General features: G+C 63.0%; 14 protein-coding genes. 6 read left to right on the plus strand and 8 right to left on the minus strand.

What is annotated here, in order from left to right:
- From ABI660_RS07740 to ABI660_RS07765, 6 genes are all read right to left on the minus strand, one after another.
- Positions 1–1294: sugar ABC transporter ATP-binding protein (locus ABI660_RS07740; RefSeq protein ID WP_348066568.1), on the minus strand; the 1294-nt coding region annotated here is incomplete at its 3' end.
- A 55-nt stretch (positions 1295–1349) separates the two neighbouring features.
- Positions 1350–2567, minus strand: a complete 1218-nt coding sequence (mmsB, locus tag ABI660_RS07745; protein ID WP_348066570.1) for a multiple monosaccharide ABC transporter permease — start codon at positions 2565–2567, stop codon at positions 1350–1352.
- Positions 2568–2571: 4 nt separating this feature from the next.
- Positions 2572–4077 carry a multiple monosaccharide ABC transporter ATP-binding protein gene (gene mmsA / locus ABI660_RS07750; RefSeq protein WP_348066672.1) on the minus strand — a complete coding sequence of 502 codons (1506 nt, stop codon included), beginning with the start codon at positions 4075–4077 and terminating at the stop codon, positions 2572–2574.
- Positions 4078–4284: 207 nt separating this feature from the next.
- Entirely contained in the window at positions 4285–5355 is a 1071-nt protein-coding gene (gene chvE / locus ABI660_RS07755) for a multiple monosaccharide ABC transporter substrate-binding protein (protein ID WP_348066572.1), read from the minus strand.
- A gap of 65 nt (positions 5356–5420) precedes the next feature.
- Positions 5421–6386 carry an ABC transporter substrate-binding protein gene (locus tag ABI660_RS07760; protein WP_348066574.1) on the minus strand — a complete coding sequence of 322 codons (966 nt, stop codon included), beginning with the start codon at positions 6384–6386 and terminating at the stop codon, positions 5421–5423.
- Positions 6387–6439: 53 nt separating this feature from the next.
- Complete coding sequence (locus ABI660_RS07765) at positions 6440–7891, minus strand: aldehyde dehydrogenase family protein (protein ID WP_348066576.1); 1452 nt, start codon at positions 7889–7891, stop codon at positions 6440–6442.
- 106 nt (positions 7892–7997) lie between these two features.
- Here ABI660_RS07765 and ABI660_RS07770 point away from each other — a divergent pair, with 106 nt between their 5' ends.
- Positions 7998–8957: a LysR family transcriptional regulator gene (locus tag ABI660_RS07770; protein WP_348066578.1), complete on the plus strand. Its 960-nt coding sequence runs from the start codon at positions 7998–8000 to the stop codon at positions 8955–8957.
- Between the two features lie 10 nt (positions 8958–8967).
- On the opposite strand, the gene ABI660_RS07775 is transcribed toward ABI660_RS07770, so the two are convergent.
- The gene (locus ABI660_RS07775) at positions 8968–9780 is read right to left on the minus strand and encodes an SDR family oxidoreductase (protein WP_348066580.1); all 813 of its coding nucleotides are present in this window, start codon (positions 9778–9780) and stop codon (positions 8968–8970) included.
- A gap of 125 nt (positions 9781–9905) precedes the next feature.
- Between ABI660_RS07775 and ABI660_RS07780 the strand changes: the two genes are divergently transcribed.
- Together ABI660_RS07780 and ABI660_RS07785 are read left to right on the plus strand one after the other, a co-directional pair.
- Positions 9906–10847: an SMP-30/gluconolactonase/LRE family protein gene (locus ABI660_RS07780; RefSeq protein WP_348066582.1), complete on the plus strand. Its 942-nt coding sequence runs from the start codon at positions 9906–9908 to the stop codon at positions 10845–10847.
- Positions 10848–10898: 51 nt separating this feature from the next.
- On the plus strand, positions 10899–11825 hold the full coding sequence (locus tag ABI660_RS07785) for an aldose 1-epimerase (protein WP_348066584.1): 927 nt from the start codon (positions 10899–10901) through the stop codon (positions 11823–11825).
- 35 nt (positions 11826–11860) lie between these two features.
- On the opposite strand, the gene ABI660_RS07790 is transcribed toward ABI660_RS07785, so the two are convergent.
- Positions 11861–12589 (minus strand): IclR family transcriptional regulator, encoded by a 729-nt coding sequence (locus tag ABI660_RS07790; protein ID WP_348066586.1) that lies wholly within the window; start codon positions 12587–12589, stop codon positions 11861–11863.
- Between the two features lie 91 nt (positions 12590–12680).
- Between ABI660_RS07790 and ABI660_RS07795 the strand changes: the two genes are divergently transcribed.
- The 3 genes from ABI660_RS07795 to ABI660_RS07805 are packed head-to-tail and all read left to right on the plus strand — an operon-like array spanning position 12681 to position 15868.
- Positions 12681–13631, plus strand: coding sequence for a hydroxymethylglutaryl-CoA lyase (locus tag ABI660_RS07795; RefSeq protein WP_348066588.1), 951 nt, complete (start codon positions 12681–12683; stop codon positions 13629–13631).
- A complete protein-coding gene (locus ABI660_RS07800; RefSeq protein ID WP_348066590.1) occupies positions 13624–14835 on the plus strand; it encodes a CaiB/BaiF CoA-transferase family protein in 1212 nt (403 codons plus the stop codon). Before ABI660_RS07795 ends, ABI660_RS07800 begins: the two co-directional genes overlap by 8 nt.
- 49 nt (positions 14836–14884) lie before the next feature.
- Positions 14885–15868 (plus strand): LysR family transcriptional regulator, encoded by a 984-nt coding sequence (locus ABI660_RS07805; RefSeq protein ID WP_348066592.1) that lies wholly within the window; start codon positions 14885–14887, stop codon positions 15866–15868.
- Positions 15869–15875: the final 7 nt, after the last annotated feature.

Below are 15875 nucleotides of genomic sequence, written 5' to 3' on the forward strand. Positions count from 1 at the left end.
GGATCAGCAGGCGCGGTTCGGTCGCAAGCCAGCGCGCAATCATGGCTTTTTGCTGATTGCCGCCTGACAGCAAGCCGATCGGCGTGTCCACACTCGGGGTCTTGATGTCCAGTGCCTGAACAAAACGTTCGGCCAATGTGGTCTGTTCGGCTCGCGACAAAAAGCGGCGCACACCCATGCGGGCCTGTAGCGCGAGCGCGATATTTTCGCGCAGCGACAGCTCGGCCACGATGCCATCGGTCTTGCGCTCCTCCGGACACAGCGCCAGGCCGTGCCGGATGGCGTCGGCAGGGCTGGAAAACGTGACCGTCTGGCCATCGATCCTGAGTACGCCGCGATCAGGCGTTTCCAGGCCGAACAACAGCCGCGCCAGTTCGGTGCGACCCGCGCCCAGCAACCCGGCCAGGCCCACCACTTCGCCGGCACGTACACGCAGGTCCACGGGTTGCAGTTGGCCGGCCTGTCCCAGGCCTTCGGCCTGCAGGAGGGCTGTCGCGGTTTCATCAAAGGCCGGAGAAACCGCAACCCCGGCGGACTGCGCCGCCAGTTCCCGGCCTAGCATGGCCGCGATCAGGGCCTGAGGGCCCAATTCGCTGGCTGGCCATTCGCCCACCCAGGAGCCGTTGCGCAGCACGGTGATGCGATCCGACACCGCATAGACCTGGTTCAGGAAATGGGTCACAAAAACAATGGCGAGGCCGTCAGCACGCAGGCGGCGCAGCACCTCGAAGAGTTTTTGCACTTCCTCGTCGTCCAGGCTGGAGGTCGGCTCGTCGAGAATCAGCACTTTCGATTCGATGTTGATGGCGCGCGCTATGGCCACCAGCTGCTGTACGGCAACCGGGTAGCTGGACAGCAGGCGCGTGACATCAATGTCCAGGCCGATGCGCGCGACCAGCTCGTGCGCGCGGCGGTTCAGCGTGGCCCAGTCGATGCGGTAGCCTTGCGTCATGCCGCGGCGCGGATAACGGCCCGCAAAGATGTTTTCCGCCACCGAGAGGTTGGGGCAGAGGTTGACTTCCTGGTAGACCGTGCTGATGCCCAGCCGCTGCGCGGCCAGGGGCGAGCCGGGCCACACAGGCTGGCCGGCCAGCAACATGTGCCCGCCGCTGGCCTCCAGCACGCCGGTGAGCACCTTGATCAGCGTGGACTTGCCCGCGCCATTCTGGCCCATCAACGCATGAATTTCACCGGGGTACAGGCGCAAGCGCACATCGTGCAGTGCCGGGATGCCGGCGAACTGCTTGTGGATGCCCGTGAGTTCGAGAACGGGCTGGACACCGGCCTGGTTCATAGGGCAATCTCCGCGCCATGCGCTGCGGTATTTGCCTTCGGAGCGGCCGGGCAGCTCATGCCTTGTTCTTGTTGTAGACGTCGACAAACACCGCAGCCAGCAGCACCACACCCTTGATGACTTGCTGGTAATCGATGCCGACGCCCAGGATGGACATGCCGTTGTTCATCACACCCATCACAAAGGCGCCAATCACCGCCCCCATGACCTTGCCCACACCGCCCGAGGCCGAAGCCCCGCCGATGAAACACGCGGCGATCACGTCCAGCTCGAAGCCCAGGCCGGCTTTGGGCGTGGCCGTGTTCAGGCGTGCCGCGAACACCAGGCCCGCCAGCGCCGCCAGCATGCCCATGTTGATGAAGGTGTAGAAGGCCAGGCGCTCGGTCTTGATGCCCGAGAGTTTGGCAGCCTTTTCGTTGCCGCCCAGGGCATAGACCCGCCGGCCTATGGTCGTGCGGCTGGTGACGAAGTTGAACAGGAAAATCAGCAGTGCCATCACGATCAGCACGTTGGGCAGGCCTTTGTACGAAGCCAGCAGGTAACTGAAGTAAACCAGCAAGGCGGCAAACACGGCCGTCCTGGTGAAGAAGATGACTGCAGGCTCGGCCTGGATGCCGTGTTTGAGCTGATTGGCCCGCGTGCGCAGGCCAGCCACCGCCAGCAGGGCCGCCACCCCCACGCCCAGCAACAGGGACGTCATGCGCAGCCCCTCGACGTTCAGCAGGTCAGGCATGAAGCCGGAGCTAAGCATCTGGAAGGCGTCGGGGAAAGGGCCCACCGACTGTCCCTGCAGCAGCGCCAGCGCCAGCCCCTTGAACACCAGCATGCCTGCGAGCGTGACAATGAAGGAGGGAATGCGGAAGAAAGCGATGAACCAGCCCTGGGTCCCACCTATCAGCGCGCCGCAGGCCAGGCACAGCAGCGAGGCAGGCACAAAATGCCACTCGTACTGCACCATCAGCACGGCTGCCAGAGCGCCTATGAAGCCGCACACCGAGCCTACCGACAGGTCGATGTGCCCCGCCACGATGACCATCAGCATGCCCAGCGCCATGATGACGATGTAGCTGTTTTGCAGCACGAGATTGGTGAGGTTGAGGGGCTGCATCAGCGTGCCCTCGGTCATGTACTGGAAGAAGGCCATGATGGCCACCAGCGTGATCAGCATGCCGTATTCACGAAAATTGTGCTTCAGGTAGTCGAGCGCTGATTTGTCGCCGCTGGAGGCTGGCTCGGCAGCCTTGGGGGTGGTGTTGGGGTGTTCGTTTTGCATCTTCTCAGCTCGCTTTAACGATCGCTCGCATGATTTTTTCCTGGGAGGCTTCCGCGGTCGGCATCTCGGCGATGAACCGGCCTTCGTTCATCACGTAGATGCGATCCGACATGCCCAGCAATTCGGGCATTTCCGAGGAAATGAAGATCACGCATTTCCCCTCCGCCGCAAGCTGGGCGATGAGGGTGTAGATCTCGTACTTGGCGCCTACATCGATGCCGCGTGTGGGCTCATCCAGGATGAGGACTTCAGGGTTGGTGAAAAGCCATTTGCTGAGCACCACTTTCTGCTGGTTACCTCCGGAAAGGTTGACGGTTTTCTGGCCGATGCCCGAGCAGCGGATGCGAAGTTTTTCCCGGTAGCGCTGCGCGACCCCGTATTCACGGCCGCTGTCGATCACGGCTGCGGTTGACACACCGTCGAGATTGGCCAGCGACACATTGAACTGGATGTCTTCGTTCAGCACCAGGCCGTTGCCCTTGCGGTCTTCGGTGACATAGGCCAGACCATGGCGAACAGCTTTTCCAACCGTGCTCACGTCGATGGCTTGGCCATAGAGCAGCACCTGGCCGCTGATGCGGCGGCCCCACGAGCGGCCAAAAATACTCATCGCCAGTTCGGTGCGGCCGGCACCCATGAGCCCGGCGATGCCCACAATCTCGCCGCGGCGCACTTGGAGGTTGACGTCCTTGATGAATAGCCTGTTGGTATGCAGCGGGTGGTAGACGTTCCAGTCGCGCACTTCAAACACGGTCTCGCCAATTTGCGGCTGGCGGGGGGGGTAGCGGTCGGCCATTTCCCGGCCCACCATGCCGCGGATCACGCGGTCTTCGGTGACGGAGTCGGCGCGGCAATCGAGTGTTTCCACCGTGCTGCCGTCGCGCAGGATGGTGATGGCGTCGGCCACACGCGAGATTTCGTTGAGTTTGTGCGAGATCAGGATGCAGGTGATGCCCTGGCCTTTGAGCTCCAGCAACAGGTCGAGCAGCGCCTGGCTGTCGATTTCGTTGAGGCTGGCCGTCGGTTCGTCGAGGATGAGCAGCTTCACTTGCCGCGACAGCGCCTTGGCAATTTCCACCAGCTGCTGCTTGCCCACACCGATGTCGGTGATCAGCGTGGCGGGCGACTCCTTGAGCCCCACTTTTTTCAGCAAGGCCTGCGTCTTGCTGTGTGCAGCCATCCAGTCGATCACGCCGTGTTTTGCGGTTTCCTTGCCCAGGAAGATGTTCTCCGCAATTGACAGCAGGGGTACCAGTGCCAGTTCCTGATGGATGATGATGACGCCCAGCTGCTCGCTGTCATGGATACCCAGGAAACGGCGTTCCTGCCCTTCGTAGACGATCTCGCCGCTGTAGGAGCCATGCGGATAGACCCCCGAAAGCACTTTCATCAAGGTTGATTTGCCGGCCCCGTTTTCGCCGACGAGAGCGTGAATTTCACCGGCGCGCACGCGCAGGTTGACTTTGTCCAGCGCGACCACCCCCGGAAAGGTTTTGCGGATGTCGCGCATCTCGAGAATCGTTTCCAATGCCTGTCCTTTGGCGCAAAGTGATTCACCCCTTTGAGCGCAGACAGCCCCGTGCCTTGCGGCGCGAGACGTCTGCTTCAATGGGTTACTCCTTTTCTACATCATTCGTGAACGCGAAGGCGAAGCGACGACAGTACAGACGTACGGCTAGCGAAGCCGACAAAGTGCACGGATGATTTAGAACTGGAATTACTTGACCTGTGCCTCCTTGTAGTACCCGCTGCCTATCAACACCGCGTTCCAGTTGGAGGCATCCACTGCCACCGGCTTGAGCAGGTAGGAGGGCACCACCTTCACGCCGTTGTTGTAGGTCTTGGTGTCATTGATTTCGGGTTGTTTGCCGGAGAGTGTGGCGTCCACCATGTTGGCGGTCACCTTGGCCAGCTCGCGCGTGTCCTTGAACACGGTGGAGTACTGCTCGCCTTTCAAAATGGATTTGACGGAGGGGATTTCTGCGTCCTGGCCGCTGACCACCGGGCAAGGTTGCTGCGCGGTGCAGTAACCCACGCCTTTGAGGGACGACAGGATGCCGATGGACAGGCCATCGTAGGGCGACAGCACCGCGTGGATCTTGTCCTTGCCGTAATAGGCCGACAGCAGGTTGTCCATGCGCGCCTGCGCCACCGAGCCGTCCCAGCGCAGAGTGCCCACCTTGTTCATGCCCATCTGCTTGCTGCGCACCACCAGCTTTCCGCTGTCCAGGTAGGGTTTGAGAACGCTCATGGCGCCGTCATAGAAGAAAAAGGCGTTGTTGTCGTCTGGCGATCCGCCGAAGAGCTCGATGTTGAAGGGCCCCTTGCCCTGCTTCAGCCCCAGCTTGTCGACAATGGACGTGGCCTGCAGCACACCGACCTGGAAGTTGTCGAATGTGGCGTAGTAGTCCACGTTTTTCGAACCCTTGATCAGCCGGTCGTAGGCGATGACCTTGACACCCTTGTCGGCCGCGTTCTGCAATGCCTTGGACAGCGTGGTGCCGTCGATGGAGGCGATCACCAGAACTTTCACACCCTTGGTGATCATGTTCTCGATCTGGGCCAGCTGGTTCGGGATGTCGTCGTCAGCGTACTGCAGGTCCGTCTTGTAGCCGCGCTCCTTGAGCACCTTGACCATGTTGTCGCCATCGGCGATCCAGCGGGCCGAGGACTTGGTCGGCATCGAAATGCCGATGCTGCCCTTGTCTTGTGCCCAGGCCGATGGCGCGACGCCAAGAGTGCCCAGGACGAGCCCGGCTAGTACGGCCTGAAGAAATGTACGTTTCATGAAGTTGTCTCCTTGGAATATGAGGGGGTGCGCTCGAGTATCGGGCGCACCGCTGCGAATGCGGATCAGTACTTACGCTTGGGGAATTCCTTGGCGGCTACTTCCATAGGAAAAATACCTTCTTCGGTAACGATACGTTTCTGAAGCGGCTTGCCGGCCTTGATGTCTTTCACGGCCGACATCAGCTGCGGACCAAGCAGCGGGCTGCACTCCACCGAGACATTGAGCTTGCCGGCCATCATGGCCTCGAAGGCGCCTTTAACCGCATCGATCGAAATGATGACGATGTCCTTGGCCGGTTTCATACCCGCTTCCTCGATGGCCTGGATCGCGCCGATGGCCATGTCGTCGTTGTGCGCGTAGAGCACGTTGATTTTCTTGCCTTCGGCCTTGAGGAAGGCTTCCATCACTTCTTTGCCCTTGGCGCGGGTGAAGTCGCCGGTCTGCGAACGGATGATCTTGAACTTGGGGTCGGCCTTGATGATTTCCTCAAAACCCTTCTTGCGGTCGATGGCCGGCGCTGAGCCCACTGTGCCCTGCAATTCGACGATGTTCACGTCGCCTTTCTGGTCCTTCATTTTCTCGACCAGCCAGCGGCCTGCCTTGCGGCCTTCCTCCACGAAGTCAGAGCCCATGAAGGAGACGTACAGCGAGGTGTCCTTGGTGTTCACCGCACGGTCGGTCAGCACGACGGGGATCTTGGCTGCCTTGGCTTCACGTAGCACGGTTTCCCAGCCCGATTCGACCACGGGGGAAAACGCGATCACGTCCACTTTTTGCGCGATGAAGGAGCGGATCGCCTTGATCTGGTTTTCCTGCTTCTGCTGTGCATCCGAGAACTTGAGTTCGATACCGGCCTCCTTGGCGGCCGATTTGATTGACTCGGTGTTGGCGGTACGCCATTCGCTTTCGGCTCCGACCTGGCTGAAGCCCAGCACAATGGGTTTCTGGGCCAGGACCGAGGCCGGCAGCAGGCCGGCAAGGGGCGCACAGGCAAGTGCGGCAGCGAGGGTGCGACGATTCAGCTTCATATTGTCTCCTTGGTTGAAATAAAACTAACAGCTTTCTGGTGATCTTCAGTAGCTCAGGCTAGCACGTAGCCGGTCTTTACAGTGGTATAAAACTCCGCGGCGTAGCGGCCTTGCTCACGCGAGCCATAACTCGACCCTTTTCGGCCGCCAAATGGCACGTGGAAGTCGACGCCGGCGGTGGGCAGGTTGACCATGGTCATGCCGACCTCGGCGTGGCGCTTGAAATGAGTGGCGTGTTTGAGCGAGGTGGTGCAGATGCCCGCACACAGGCCGAAAGGCGTGTCGTTGGCCAGGGCCAGGGCCTGTTCATAGTCGTCGGCGCGCAGCACGCAGGCAATGGGTCCGAAAATTTCCTCGCGCGCGACGCGGTGTTCCGGCCGGGCCAGGAACAGTGCCGGGCTCATGTAGTGCCCCGGTGTCGGGCGCTCCAGCAACTCACCGCCCCAGACATGCTCGGCACCTTCGTTGCGCGCAATGTCCAGGTAAGACAGATTCTGTTCAAGCTGGCCGCGGTCAACCACAGGCCCCATGTCGATACCGCGTTCCAGCGCGTGGCCGACCTTGAGCCCTGCCAGGCGGTTCCGCAGCCGGGCCACAAAAGCATCATGCACCGGCGCTTCAACAATCAGGCGGCTCGATGCCGTGCAGCGCTGGCCGGTCGAGAAGTAAGAGCCTTGCACGGCGCATTCGACCGCCTGGTCGAGATCGGCGTCAGCCAGAACCACCAATGGATTTTTGCCGCCCATTTCCAGTTGCACCTTGGCACGGCGCGCCGCGGCGGACTGGAGAATGCGTTCACCGGTCGCCACTGAGCCGGTGAAGCTCAAGGCGTTGACCAGCGGATGGTCCACCAGCGTTTGCCCGACTTCGCGGCCGCTGCCCATGACCAGGTTGAAGACACCGGCCGGGAGCCCGCAGCGGCTGATGATTTCTGCCAGCGCCCAACCGCAGGTGGGTACCAGCTCGGCTGGCTTGAATACCACGGTATTGCCGTAGGCCAGTGCCGGCGCGATTTTCCAGGCCGGTATGGCAAAAGGAAAATTCCACGGTGCAATGATTCCCACCACGCCAACGGGTTCCCGGGTGACGTCCACCTGGATGCCCGGCCGGACCGAGGCCATGGTTTCACCGGGAATGCGCAGCGCCTCGCCCGCGAAGAATTTGAAGATCTGCCCGGCGCGCGCCACCTCGCCGATGCCTTCCGGCAGCGTTTTTCCCTCTTCCCGCGCCAGCAGCATGCCCAGCTCGTCCTTGCGCGCCAGGATTTCACTGCCTATCTGGTCGAGCACGTCGGCGCGGCGCTGCGGCGTGCTGTGGCTCCAGTGCGGCAGGGCCTCGGAAGCGGCCCGGATCGCCAGTTCGGTCTGGTTGCGGTCGGCCCGTGCGTACTCGGCCACCACCTCCCGGGTATTCGAAGGGTTCTCGCTGATCCCGGTAGTGGTGCCGGTTTCCCAGCGGCCATTGATGTAGTGCCGGGCATTTTGCTGCATCTCGCCAAACTTCATGAAAGCCTCTTTTTCATATCGGCCTGAAGTCTAGGATTGATTTTGATATCAATCCAATCATTTTTTTGACAAAATGCATATCAATCCATGCATTCTGGAAAACCCGATGAGCACTTACAACCACTGGTTCATACGCGCACGGCTCAAAACCCGGCAACTGTTGCTGCTGGTGGCTCTGGCCGAAGAGGGCAATATCCATCGTGCCGCGCAGGTGCTCAGCATGACGCAGCCGGCGGCTTCCAAGCTGCTCAAGGATCTGGAAGATGTTCTGGAAGTGCCGCTGTTCGAGCGCTTGCCCAGGGGCATGCGGCCGACGTGGTATGGCGAAACCATGATCCGGCACGCACGCATGGCGCTGGCCAGCCTGAACCAGGCGCATGACGAACTCACCGCGCTCAAAACCGGCCACTTCGGGCAGGTCGGCATAGGCGCAATCACCTCGCCCGGGCTGGCTTTGCTGCCGCCCGCGGTGGCCCTTGTCAAGCAGCAGCACCCGAGCCTGCGCATTTCACTGGACATCGAAACCAGCCCGGTGCTGCTGGAGCGGCTGGAGCAGGGCAAGCTCGACATCCTCGTGGCGCGCCTCTTTGCAGAGCACGACAAGACGAACCTGCGCTACGAGCCCTTGACCGAGGAGCCGGTGTGCGCCGTGGCGCGGCCGGGGCACCCCTTGCTGGGCATGACGGCCCTGACCCTGCGCGATGTGGTGGCGGCCGGCTGGATTGTGCCACCTGGGGGCAGTGTCCTGAGGCACCGCTTCGAACTGATGTTCCGGGAAGACGGGCTCGCGCCGCCGATCAACGTGATCGAGTCCTCGGCACTGCTGTTCATCACGCGCATGCTGCAGCAAAGCGACATAGTGGCCGTGCTGGCGGCCGATGTGGCGCGGTATTACGCGGCGCACGGCATTGTTTCCGTGTTGCCGCTGGCCATGCCTTGTCACATGGACGCCTTCGGCATCATCACCCGCACCGACCGGCTGCCTTCCCCCGCGGCCAAGGTCATGATGAAGGCACTGAAGGCGGCGAGCCTGACGCTTTACGGGCGCAAGCTGGAAGTGGATTAGGGCCTGAAGATCACACCCAGCCGGCGTCCACCTTGAACTCCTGCGCGGTACACATGGCGGCGTCGTCAGAGGCCAGGAACAGCACCATGCGCGCGATGTCATGGGGCAGCAGCTTGTCGGGCAGACACTGGTTGCGCTGGATTTCCTTTTCGCCCTCGGCATCCAGCCAGAGCTTGATCTGCCGCTCAGTCATGACCCAGCCCGGCGACACGGTGTTGACGCGGATGCGGTCCTGGCCCAGCGTTTTCGCGAGCCCGCGGGTCAGGCCGTTCACTGACGATTTGGCTACGGCATAACAGGGGTAGCCGGCGCCCTTGCCTTGCCAGCCGGTCGAGCCCAGATTGATGATGGAGCCGGCGCCCAGCCGCTGCATGCCCGGCACCACCGACTGGATGGCGAAAAAGGCGGGCCGTTCATTGATCGCCATGCGTTCGTCGTAATAAGCCGGCGTCACCGACTCCAGGCTGTGCCGGTCGTCGCTGGCAACGTTGTTCACCAGTACGGAGAAGTCGCCAAGCTCGCTCGCCGCGTCGCTGATGGCCGCCTGCAGCGCCGCCACATCCCGGACATCGCAGGCACGCCACCATGGCCGATCATGCCCCGCTTGCGCGAGCTGTTCTGCCAGCGCCTCGCTGGCCTCCTTCGCGACGTCGATAAAAGCCACGCGCGCGCCCTGCTGCGCAAATGCCGTCACGATGGCGGCGCCTATGCCGCTTCCGCCCCCAGTGACAAAAACAGACCGCTTGTTCAGGCTGGGAAAGTGGGACAAGGTGCCGCTTGCAGGGGCTGTGCGCACGCGGGAAGGGCTTGAATTGTTTGACATTGCAATTTGTGTATCAATAAATATAAAAAGAATAAGTTTCCAACATCACTATGCATTGATATGATGCATCGCGTCAAGAGGACCTCTTGAACGGCCCATCCCATACCAGCAACCTGGAGACATGAATGAGCCCGATTTCGGACACTTCCGCAGGCACAGATCGACAGCCCCTCACCGCGCCGGTGCTGGGGGCTGTCGAATGTGTCAACCCAGCCGGGGCGCGGTTGGGCGAAGGTGCCTTGTGGTCGCAGCGAGAGCAGGCCTTGTACTGGGTGGACATTCTTGCGCGCCGCCTGCATCGCTATCACCCGACCAGTGTCACACGCACCACCTGGTCTTTCTCCGAGGAAATTTCCGCGCTGGCCGAACGGGCCGGCGCGCCCGGACTGATCGTGACCATGCGGCGCGGCTTCGCGCTGTTTGACCCTGCGGCCGACAGTGAACCCCGTTATCTGCACCAGCCCGAGCCGGCATTGCCGGGCAACCGCTTCAACGATGGCAAGTGTGATGCGCAAGGCCGCTTCTGGGGCGGAACCATGGACTTCGACTGCCTGGCGCCCACCGGTGCGCTTTACCGGTATGACCCGGACGGCAGCTGCACTCGTCACGACGATGGCTTCGCGGTGACCAATGGCCCGACCTGGTCGGCCGATGGCCGCACCCTGTACTTCAACGACACGGTCAATGGCCGCGTTTATGCGTATGACTTCGAGGGCGCCACAGGAACGCTTTCAAACAGGCGGCTCTGGCTGGCCTTTGCGCCCGGCGACGGTGTGCCTGATGGCATGACCACGGACGCTGCCGGCCGGTTGTGGATTGCCCACTGGGGCGGCGCCTGCATCAGCTGCCATGATCCCGTGAGTGCGCAGGAACTCTGCCGCGTGCCGCTGCCCACAAGCCATGTGACCAACTGCGCCTTTGGCGGGCCGGATCTGCGCACCCTTTTTATTACCACCGCCCGAGTCGGGCTCACGCCTGAACAGCTTGCCGCCGAGCCTCTCGCCGGTGGCCTGTTTGCCGTTGCCGTCGACAGCCCGGGCTTGCCCGCCGGTATGTTTGGCGGGTGATGGCCGTGCAGCCTGTTTCAACCATCATTGTTTTACCGTGAAAGTTCTTCCATGACCGAGCCCGCACATCCCGTCATCTGGCTGCATCACGCCGGCCAGCACCTGGGCCTGGTGCCCTCGCTGGGCGGCAGCGTGGCTGCCTGGCAACTCGACCGCCCGCAAGGCCGCCTCGACCTCTGGCGGCCCTGGGACGGCAAGACGACCGATCTTTACCAGACAGCTTCGTTTGCCATGGTGCCCTGGTCCAACCGCATCAGCGGCGGCGGCTTCACGCACGCGGGGCAGTTCCACGCCATGCGGCCGAACCGTGCGGGCGAGCCGTATCCCATTCACGGCGACGGCTGGTTGCAGCCCTGGCAAATCTCGCAGCCGGCCGCCGACACGCTGGTGATGACGCTGGCATCGCACCGTTTCGACGGCAACCCCTATGACTACGAAGCTGTGCAGACCTTCCGGCTCGTGGATGGCGGGCTGGACCAGCGGGTGCAGGTGCGCCATCTGGGCAATGCGCCGCTGCCTTACGGCCTGGGCGTGCACCCCTGGTTTCCCCGCACGCCGGCAACGCGGATCAGCGCGCCGGTGGAGGGCGTCTGGCTGTGCGGTGACGATCCGCTACCGGTTGCGCACACGACAGACTTTCCGGCGAGCTGGGACCTGAACGAAGGTGCGCCGGCCAATGGCCCACTCATTGACAACGGCTACACCGGCTGGGGGGGCAAGGCCAGCATCGCCTGGCCCGAGCTGGGCTTGCAGCTCACGGCCAGCATGCCGGACTTTGAGCAGGACGGCGGCGCCGCACAGCACTTCTGTTTGATCTACCGGCCGCCGCAGGGCCCGGCTTTCTGTTTTGAGCCCATCACGCAACCCATTGATGCTTTTCACATTCAAGGCCAGCCCGGCCTGCGTGTGCTTGGCCAGAATGAGCAGCTTTCCCTCAACATCCAGTGGCGCGTCACGCCGCTCGCTGCGCCAGCCTGAACGCCGTTACGCCTGCAGGCCACCGCGGGTGATTTTCAGACCTGGCCTGCCAGGCGCCGTGTGGCTTCGAGCACGGGTTTGACATGGCCTTCGGTATAGCGATTGGCCGGCATAGTCAGTGTCAGCGCCCCGGCCAGCGTGCCGTCGGCCTTGAACACGGGTGCTGAAATGCCCGCCACTTCGGCCAGGCGGTCGCCGATGGCTGTGTAGTAGCCTTGCTCCCGGATCTTTACGTACAATTTATGGTCTTTTTGGCCTTCAGCCCTTATTCCACGGGGAGAGAATGCTATCAAAACACGAGCACCCGTGCCGCGGTCGGCCGGCAGCACATCGCCGGCCCGGATGTGGTCGCGGATAGGGTGCGGCGAGTCCACCCGGTACAGGCACAGCCGGGCTTCCCCCTGGCGCACATGGTAGGCCGCGCTTTCGCCGGTAGCGGCGACCAGGTCGCGCAGCACTGGCAGCACCACCTGCTCCAGCGAAAACGAGGCGGCATACACGCCATGCAGCCGGGCCACTTCGGCGCCCAGCGCATAACGGCCGTCGTCAAGTTTCTGTATCAGCCGCGCATGTTCCAGTGAAGCCAGCAGCCGCAGCGCCGTGCTTTTGTACAGCTGCGTGCGCTGCGCCAACTCGACCAGGCCTAGCGCACTGTCGCCCGACCTGAACGCCGACAGCAGCGTGAGTGCGCGGTCCACGGCGGCGGCACCGCCCGGGGCGGCGTGGGCATCGGCGATGGACTCGGTACGGGCTTTGCGCGGCATGGCAGCTCTCCTGTTCGGGGCTTTGCTTGACAGAGACAAGGCCTTGCGTCAATACTCTAATAGAAAGAATCAAGTTCTATCTTATAGAACAATGAACATCATGCAAGCCGCCCTTCCAAACCATGTGCTGATCAGCGAGGTCGGTCCGCGTGACGGCCTTCAAAGCGTCTCGCGCACCATGGCCACCGCCGACAAGCTGCGCTGGATCACGGCCCTGTACGATGCCGGCCTGCGCGAGATCGAGGTCGCCTCCTTTGTGCCGGCAAAACACCTTCCGCAGATGGCGGACGCCGCCGAGGTGGTGCAACATGCCTTGAGCCTGCCGGGCCTGACCGTGATGGCGCTGGTGCCGAACCGCCGCGGAGCGCAAAGCGCGCTGGAAGCCGGCGTGCACAAGCTGACGGTGCCGGTGTCGGCCAGCGCCGCTCACTCGCTGGCCAATGTGCGCAAGACGCGCGAGGAGATGATCGAGGAGGTAAGCGCCATTGCCGCGCTGCGCCGAGCGCTGGCGCCTCAGGCCAAGCTGGAGGCCGGCATTTCGACCGCTTTCGGCTGCACTATGCAGGGAGAAGTGCCCGAGGATGACGTGATCCGCCTGGCCGCGCAATGCGTGGCGGCGGGTGCGGACGAATGCGGCTTGTCGGACACGGTCGGTTATGCCAACCCCGCGCAGGTGCACCGGCTTTTCAGAAGGCTGCGCGCCGAGATTGGCGACAAAGCGGGCGCCGCACACATGCACAACACGCGTGGCCTGGGCCTGGCCAATTGCCTGGCTGCCTGGGACGAAGGTGTGCGCATTTTTGACGCATCCCTGGGCGGATTGGGTGGCTGCCCGTATGCGCCGGGCGCGTCGGGCAACGTGGTGACGGAAGACCTGGTGTTCATGTTCGAGGCCATGGGTGTCTCCACCGGCGTGAACCTGGCGAAGCTGATGGCCGCACGCGAGCCGTTGCAGGCCGGGCTGCCGGGCGAACCGGTCTATGGCATGACGCCCGAGGCCGGCCTGCCCAAAGGTTTTGTGCAGAGAGCGGCTTATGCCTGAAGCCACTGCTTTCGCTGAACAAAAAAACCTGCCCTATGCAGGCATCCGCGTCGTTGAATTCACCCACATGGTCATGGGGCCAACCTGCGGCATGGTGCTGGCCGACCTGGGGGCCGAGGTGATCAAGGTCGAGCCCCTGGCCGGCGACAACACGCGCCGGCTGCTGGGCTCGGGCGCCGGCTTTTTCCCGATGTTCAACCGCAACAAGAAAAGCATGGCGCTGGACCTGCAGCAGCCCGAGGGCCGCGAGGCAGCGCTGCGCCTGATTGCCACCGCCGACATCGTCAGCGAAAACTTCAAGCCCGGCACCATGAAAAAGCTGGGGCTGGACTACGCCAGCCTAGCGAAACTGAACGAGCGGCTGATCTACGTGAGCCACAAGGGTTTCCTGCCCGGCCCCTACGACCACCGCACGGCCCTCGATGAAGTGGTGCAGATGATGGGCGGCCTGGCCTACATGACGGGCCGGCCCAGCGACCCGCTGCGTGCCGGCGCCAGCGTCAACGACATCATGGGCGGCATGTTCGGCGCCATCGGCGCCATGGCCGCGCTGGCCGCACGCGAAAAAACCGGCAAGGGCCAGGAGGTGCAGGCCGCACTGTTTGAAAACAATGTGTTCCTTGTGGCCCAGCACATGATGCAGTTCGCCGTGACCGGCCAGCCGGCGGCGCCCATGCCGGGGCGCATTTCGGCCTGGGGCATTTACGACGTGTTCACCGTGCGGGACGGCGTGCAGGTCTTCCTGGCTGTGGTCAGCGACACCCAGTGGCAGCTGTTTTGCGATGCCTTCGGTTTCGCCGACCTGCGCGCCGACCGCCGGCTGGCCAGCAACAACGACCGGGTTCGTGCGCGCAACTGGCTGCTGCCGCTGCTGCGCGAACGGCTGGCGCCGCGAACAGCGGCGGAGCTCAGCGCGCTGTTCGAGCTGCATGGTCTGCCGTTTGCGCCCATCACCCGGCCCGAAGAGCTCTTTGACGACCCGCACCTGCAGCAGACGGGCGGGCTGGCGCCCCTGACACTGCCTGACGGCCGCACAACGCAGGTGCCGCTGCTGCCGCTGACCCTGGCCGGCGAGCGCCCCGGCGTTCGCCTGAACCCGCCAGCGCTGGGTGAGCACAGCCGCAGCCTCCTGGCCAGCCTGGGTTACAGCGAGGCGGAGGTGGCTGCACTGGTCGCAGGTGGCGTGGTGGCCGTGGGGCAATAAAAGACCTTCGCGCACCCATTGCCACCTTTCGTGCGCATAATCGCGGGCCATGGACAAGCTCAAGCAGATGGAATCCTTCGTCTCGGTGGCCACGCGCGGCAGCCTGACTGCCGCTGCCAACGCCGAGGGTGTGGCTCCGGCCATCATGGGCCGCCGGCTGGATGCGCTGGAGGAGCGGCTGGGTGTCAAGCTGCTGGTGCGCACCACGCGCCGCATCACGCTGACGCACGAAGGCAGTGCTTTTCTTGAAGACTGCCAGCGCCTGCTGATTGACGTTGCCAATGCGGAGGCCAGTGTTTCGGCCGGTGGCGTCAAGGCCAGCGGGCACCTGCGCATCACGGCGCCCGCCGGTTTCGGACGCCGCCATGTGGCACCGCTGGTGCCGCGCTTTCGCGAGTTGCACGCCGATGTCACGATCTCGCTCAACCTCAGCGACCGCGTGGTTGACTTGGCGGGCGAGGGGTTTGACTGCGCAGTGCGTGTGGGCGACCTGCCCGACTCCTCACTCGTCAGTGTGCGCATGGCTGACAACCGCCGCCTGTGCGTGGCCACCCCCGGCTATCTCAAACGCCACGGCACGCCGCAGCATCCGACCGACCTGGCGAAGTTTGACTGCCTGACTTTGTCCAGCGACGCTTCACAAACCCGCGGATGGGCGTTTCGCGTACCGCGCAACACTCCAGGGCGACAACAGGACGGCGTCTTGGAGGATGCATTGGCTGACGGCGACTACGAAGTGGTGCACCTCAAACCCGGTGGGCCACTCGACTGCTCGGACGGCCAGGTCCTGCATGACTGGTGCATGGCGGGGTATGGCATTGCCTGGCGCAGCACCTGGGAGGTTGAGGCTGAAATTGCAGAAGGCAAACTGGTGGCGCTGCTGCAGGATTTCGATGCGCCACCGAACGGCATTTACGCTGTGTTTCCCCAGCGCAAGCACCTGCCGCTGCGGGTGCGTTTATGGATAGATTTCCTCAAGCACAACTATGGCCAGGCCGAGTTCTGGGCCAGCTTGCGCGCTTCGCGCCGCTGAAAAAGGA

Origin of the sequence: Polaromonas sp. (assembly GCF_039930745.1) — a bacterium.
Taxonomy (GTDB): Bacteria; Pseudomonadota; Gammaproteobacteria; order Burkholderiales; family Burkholderiaceae_C; genus Polaromonas.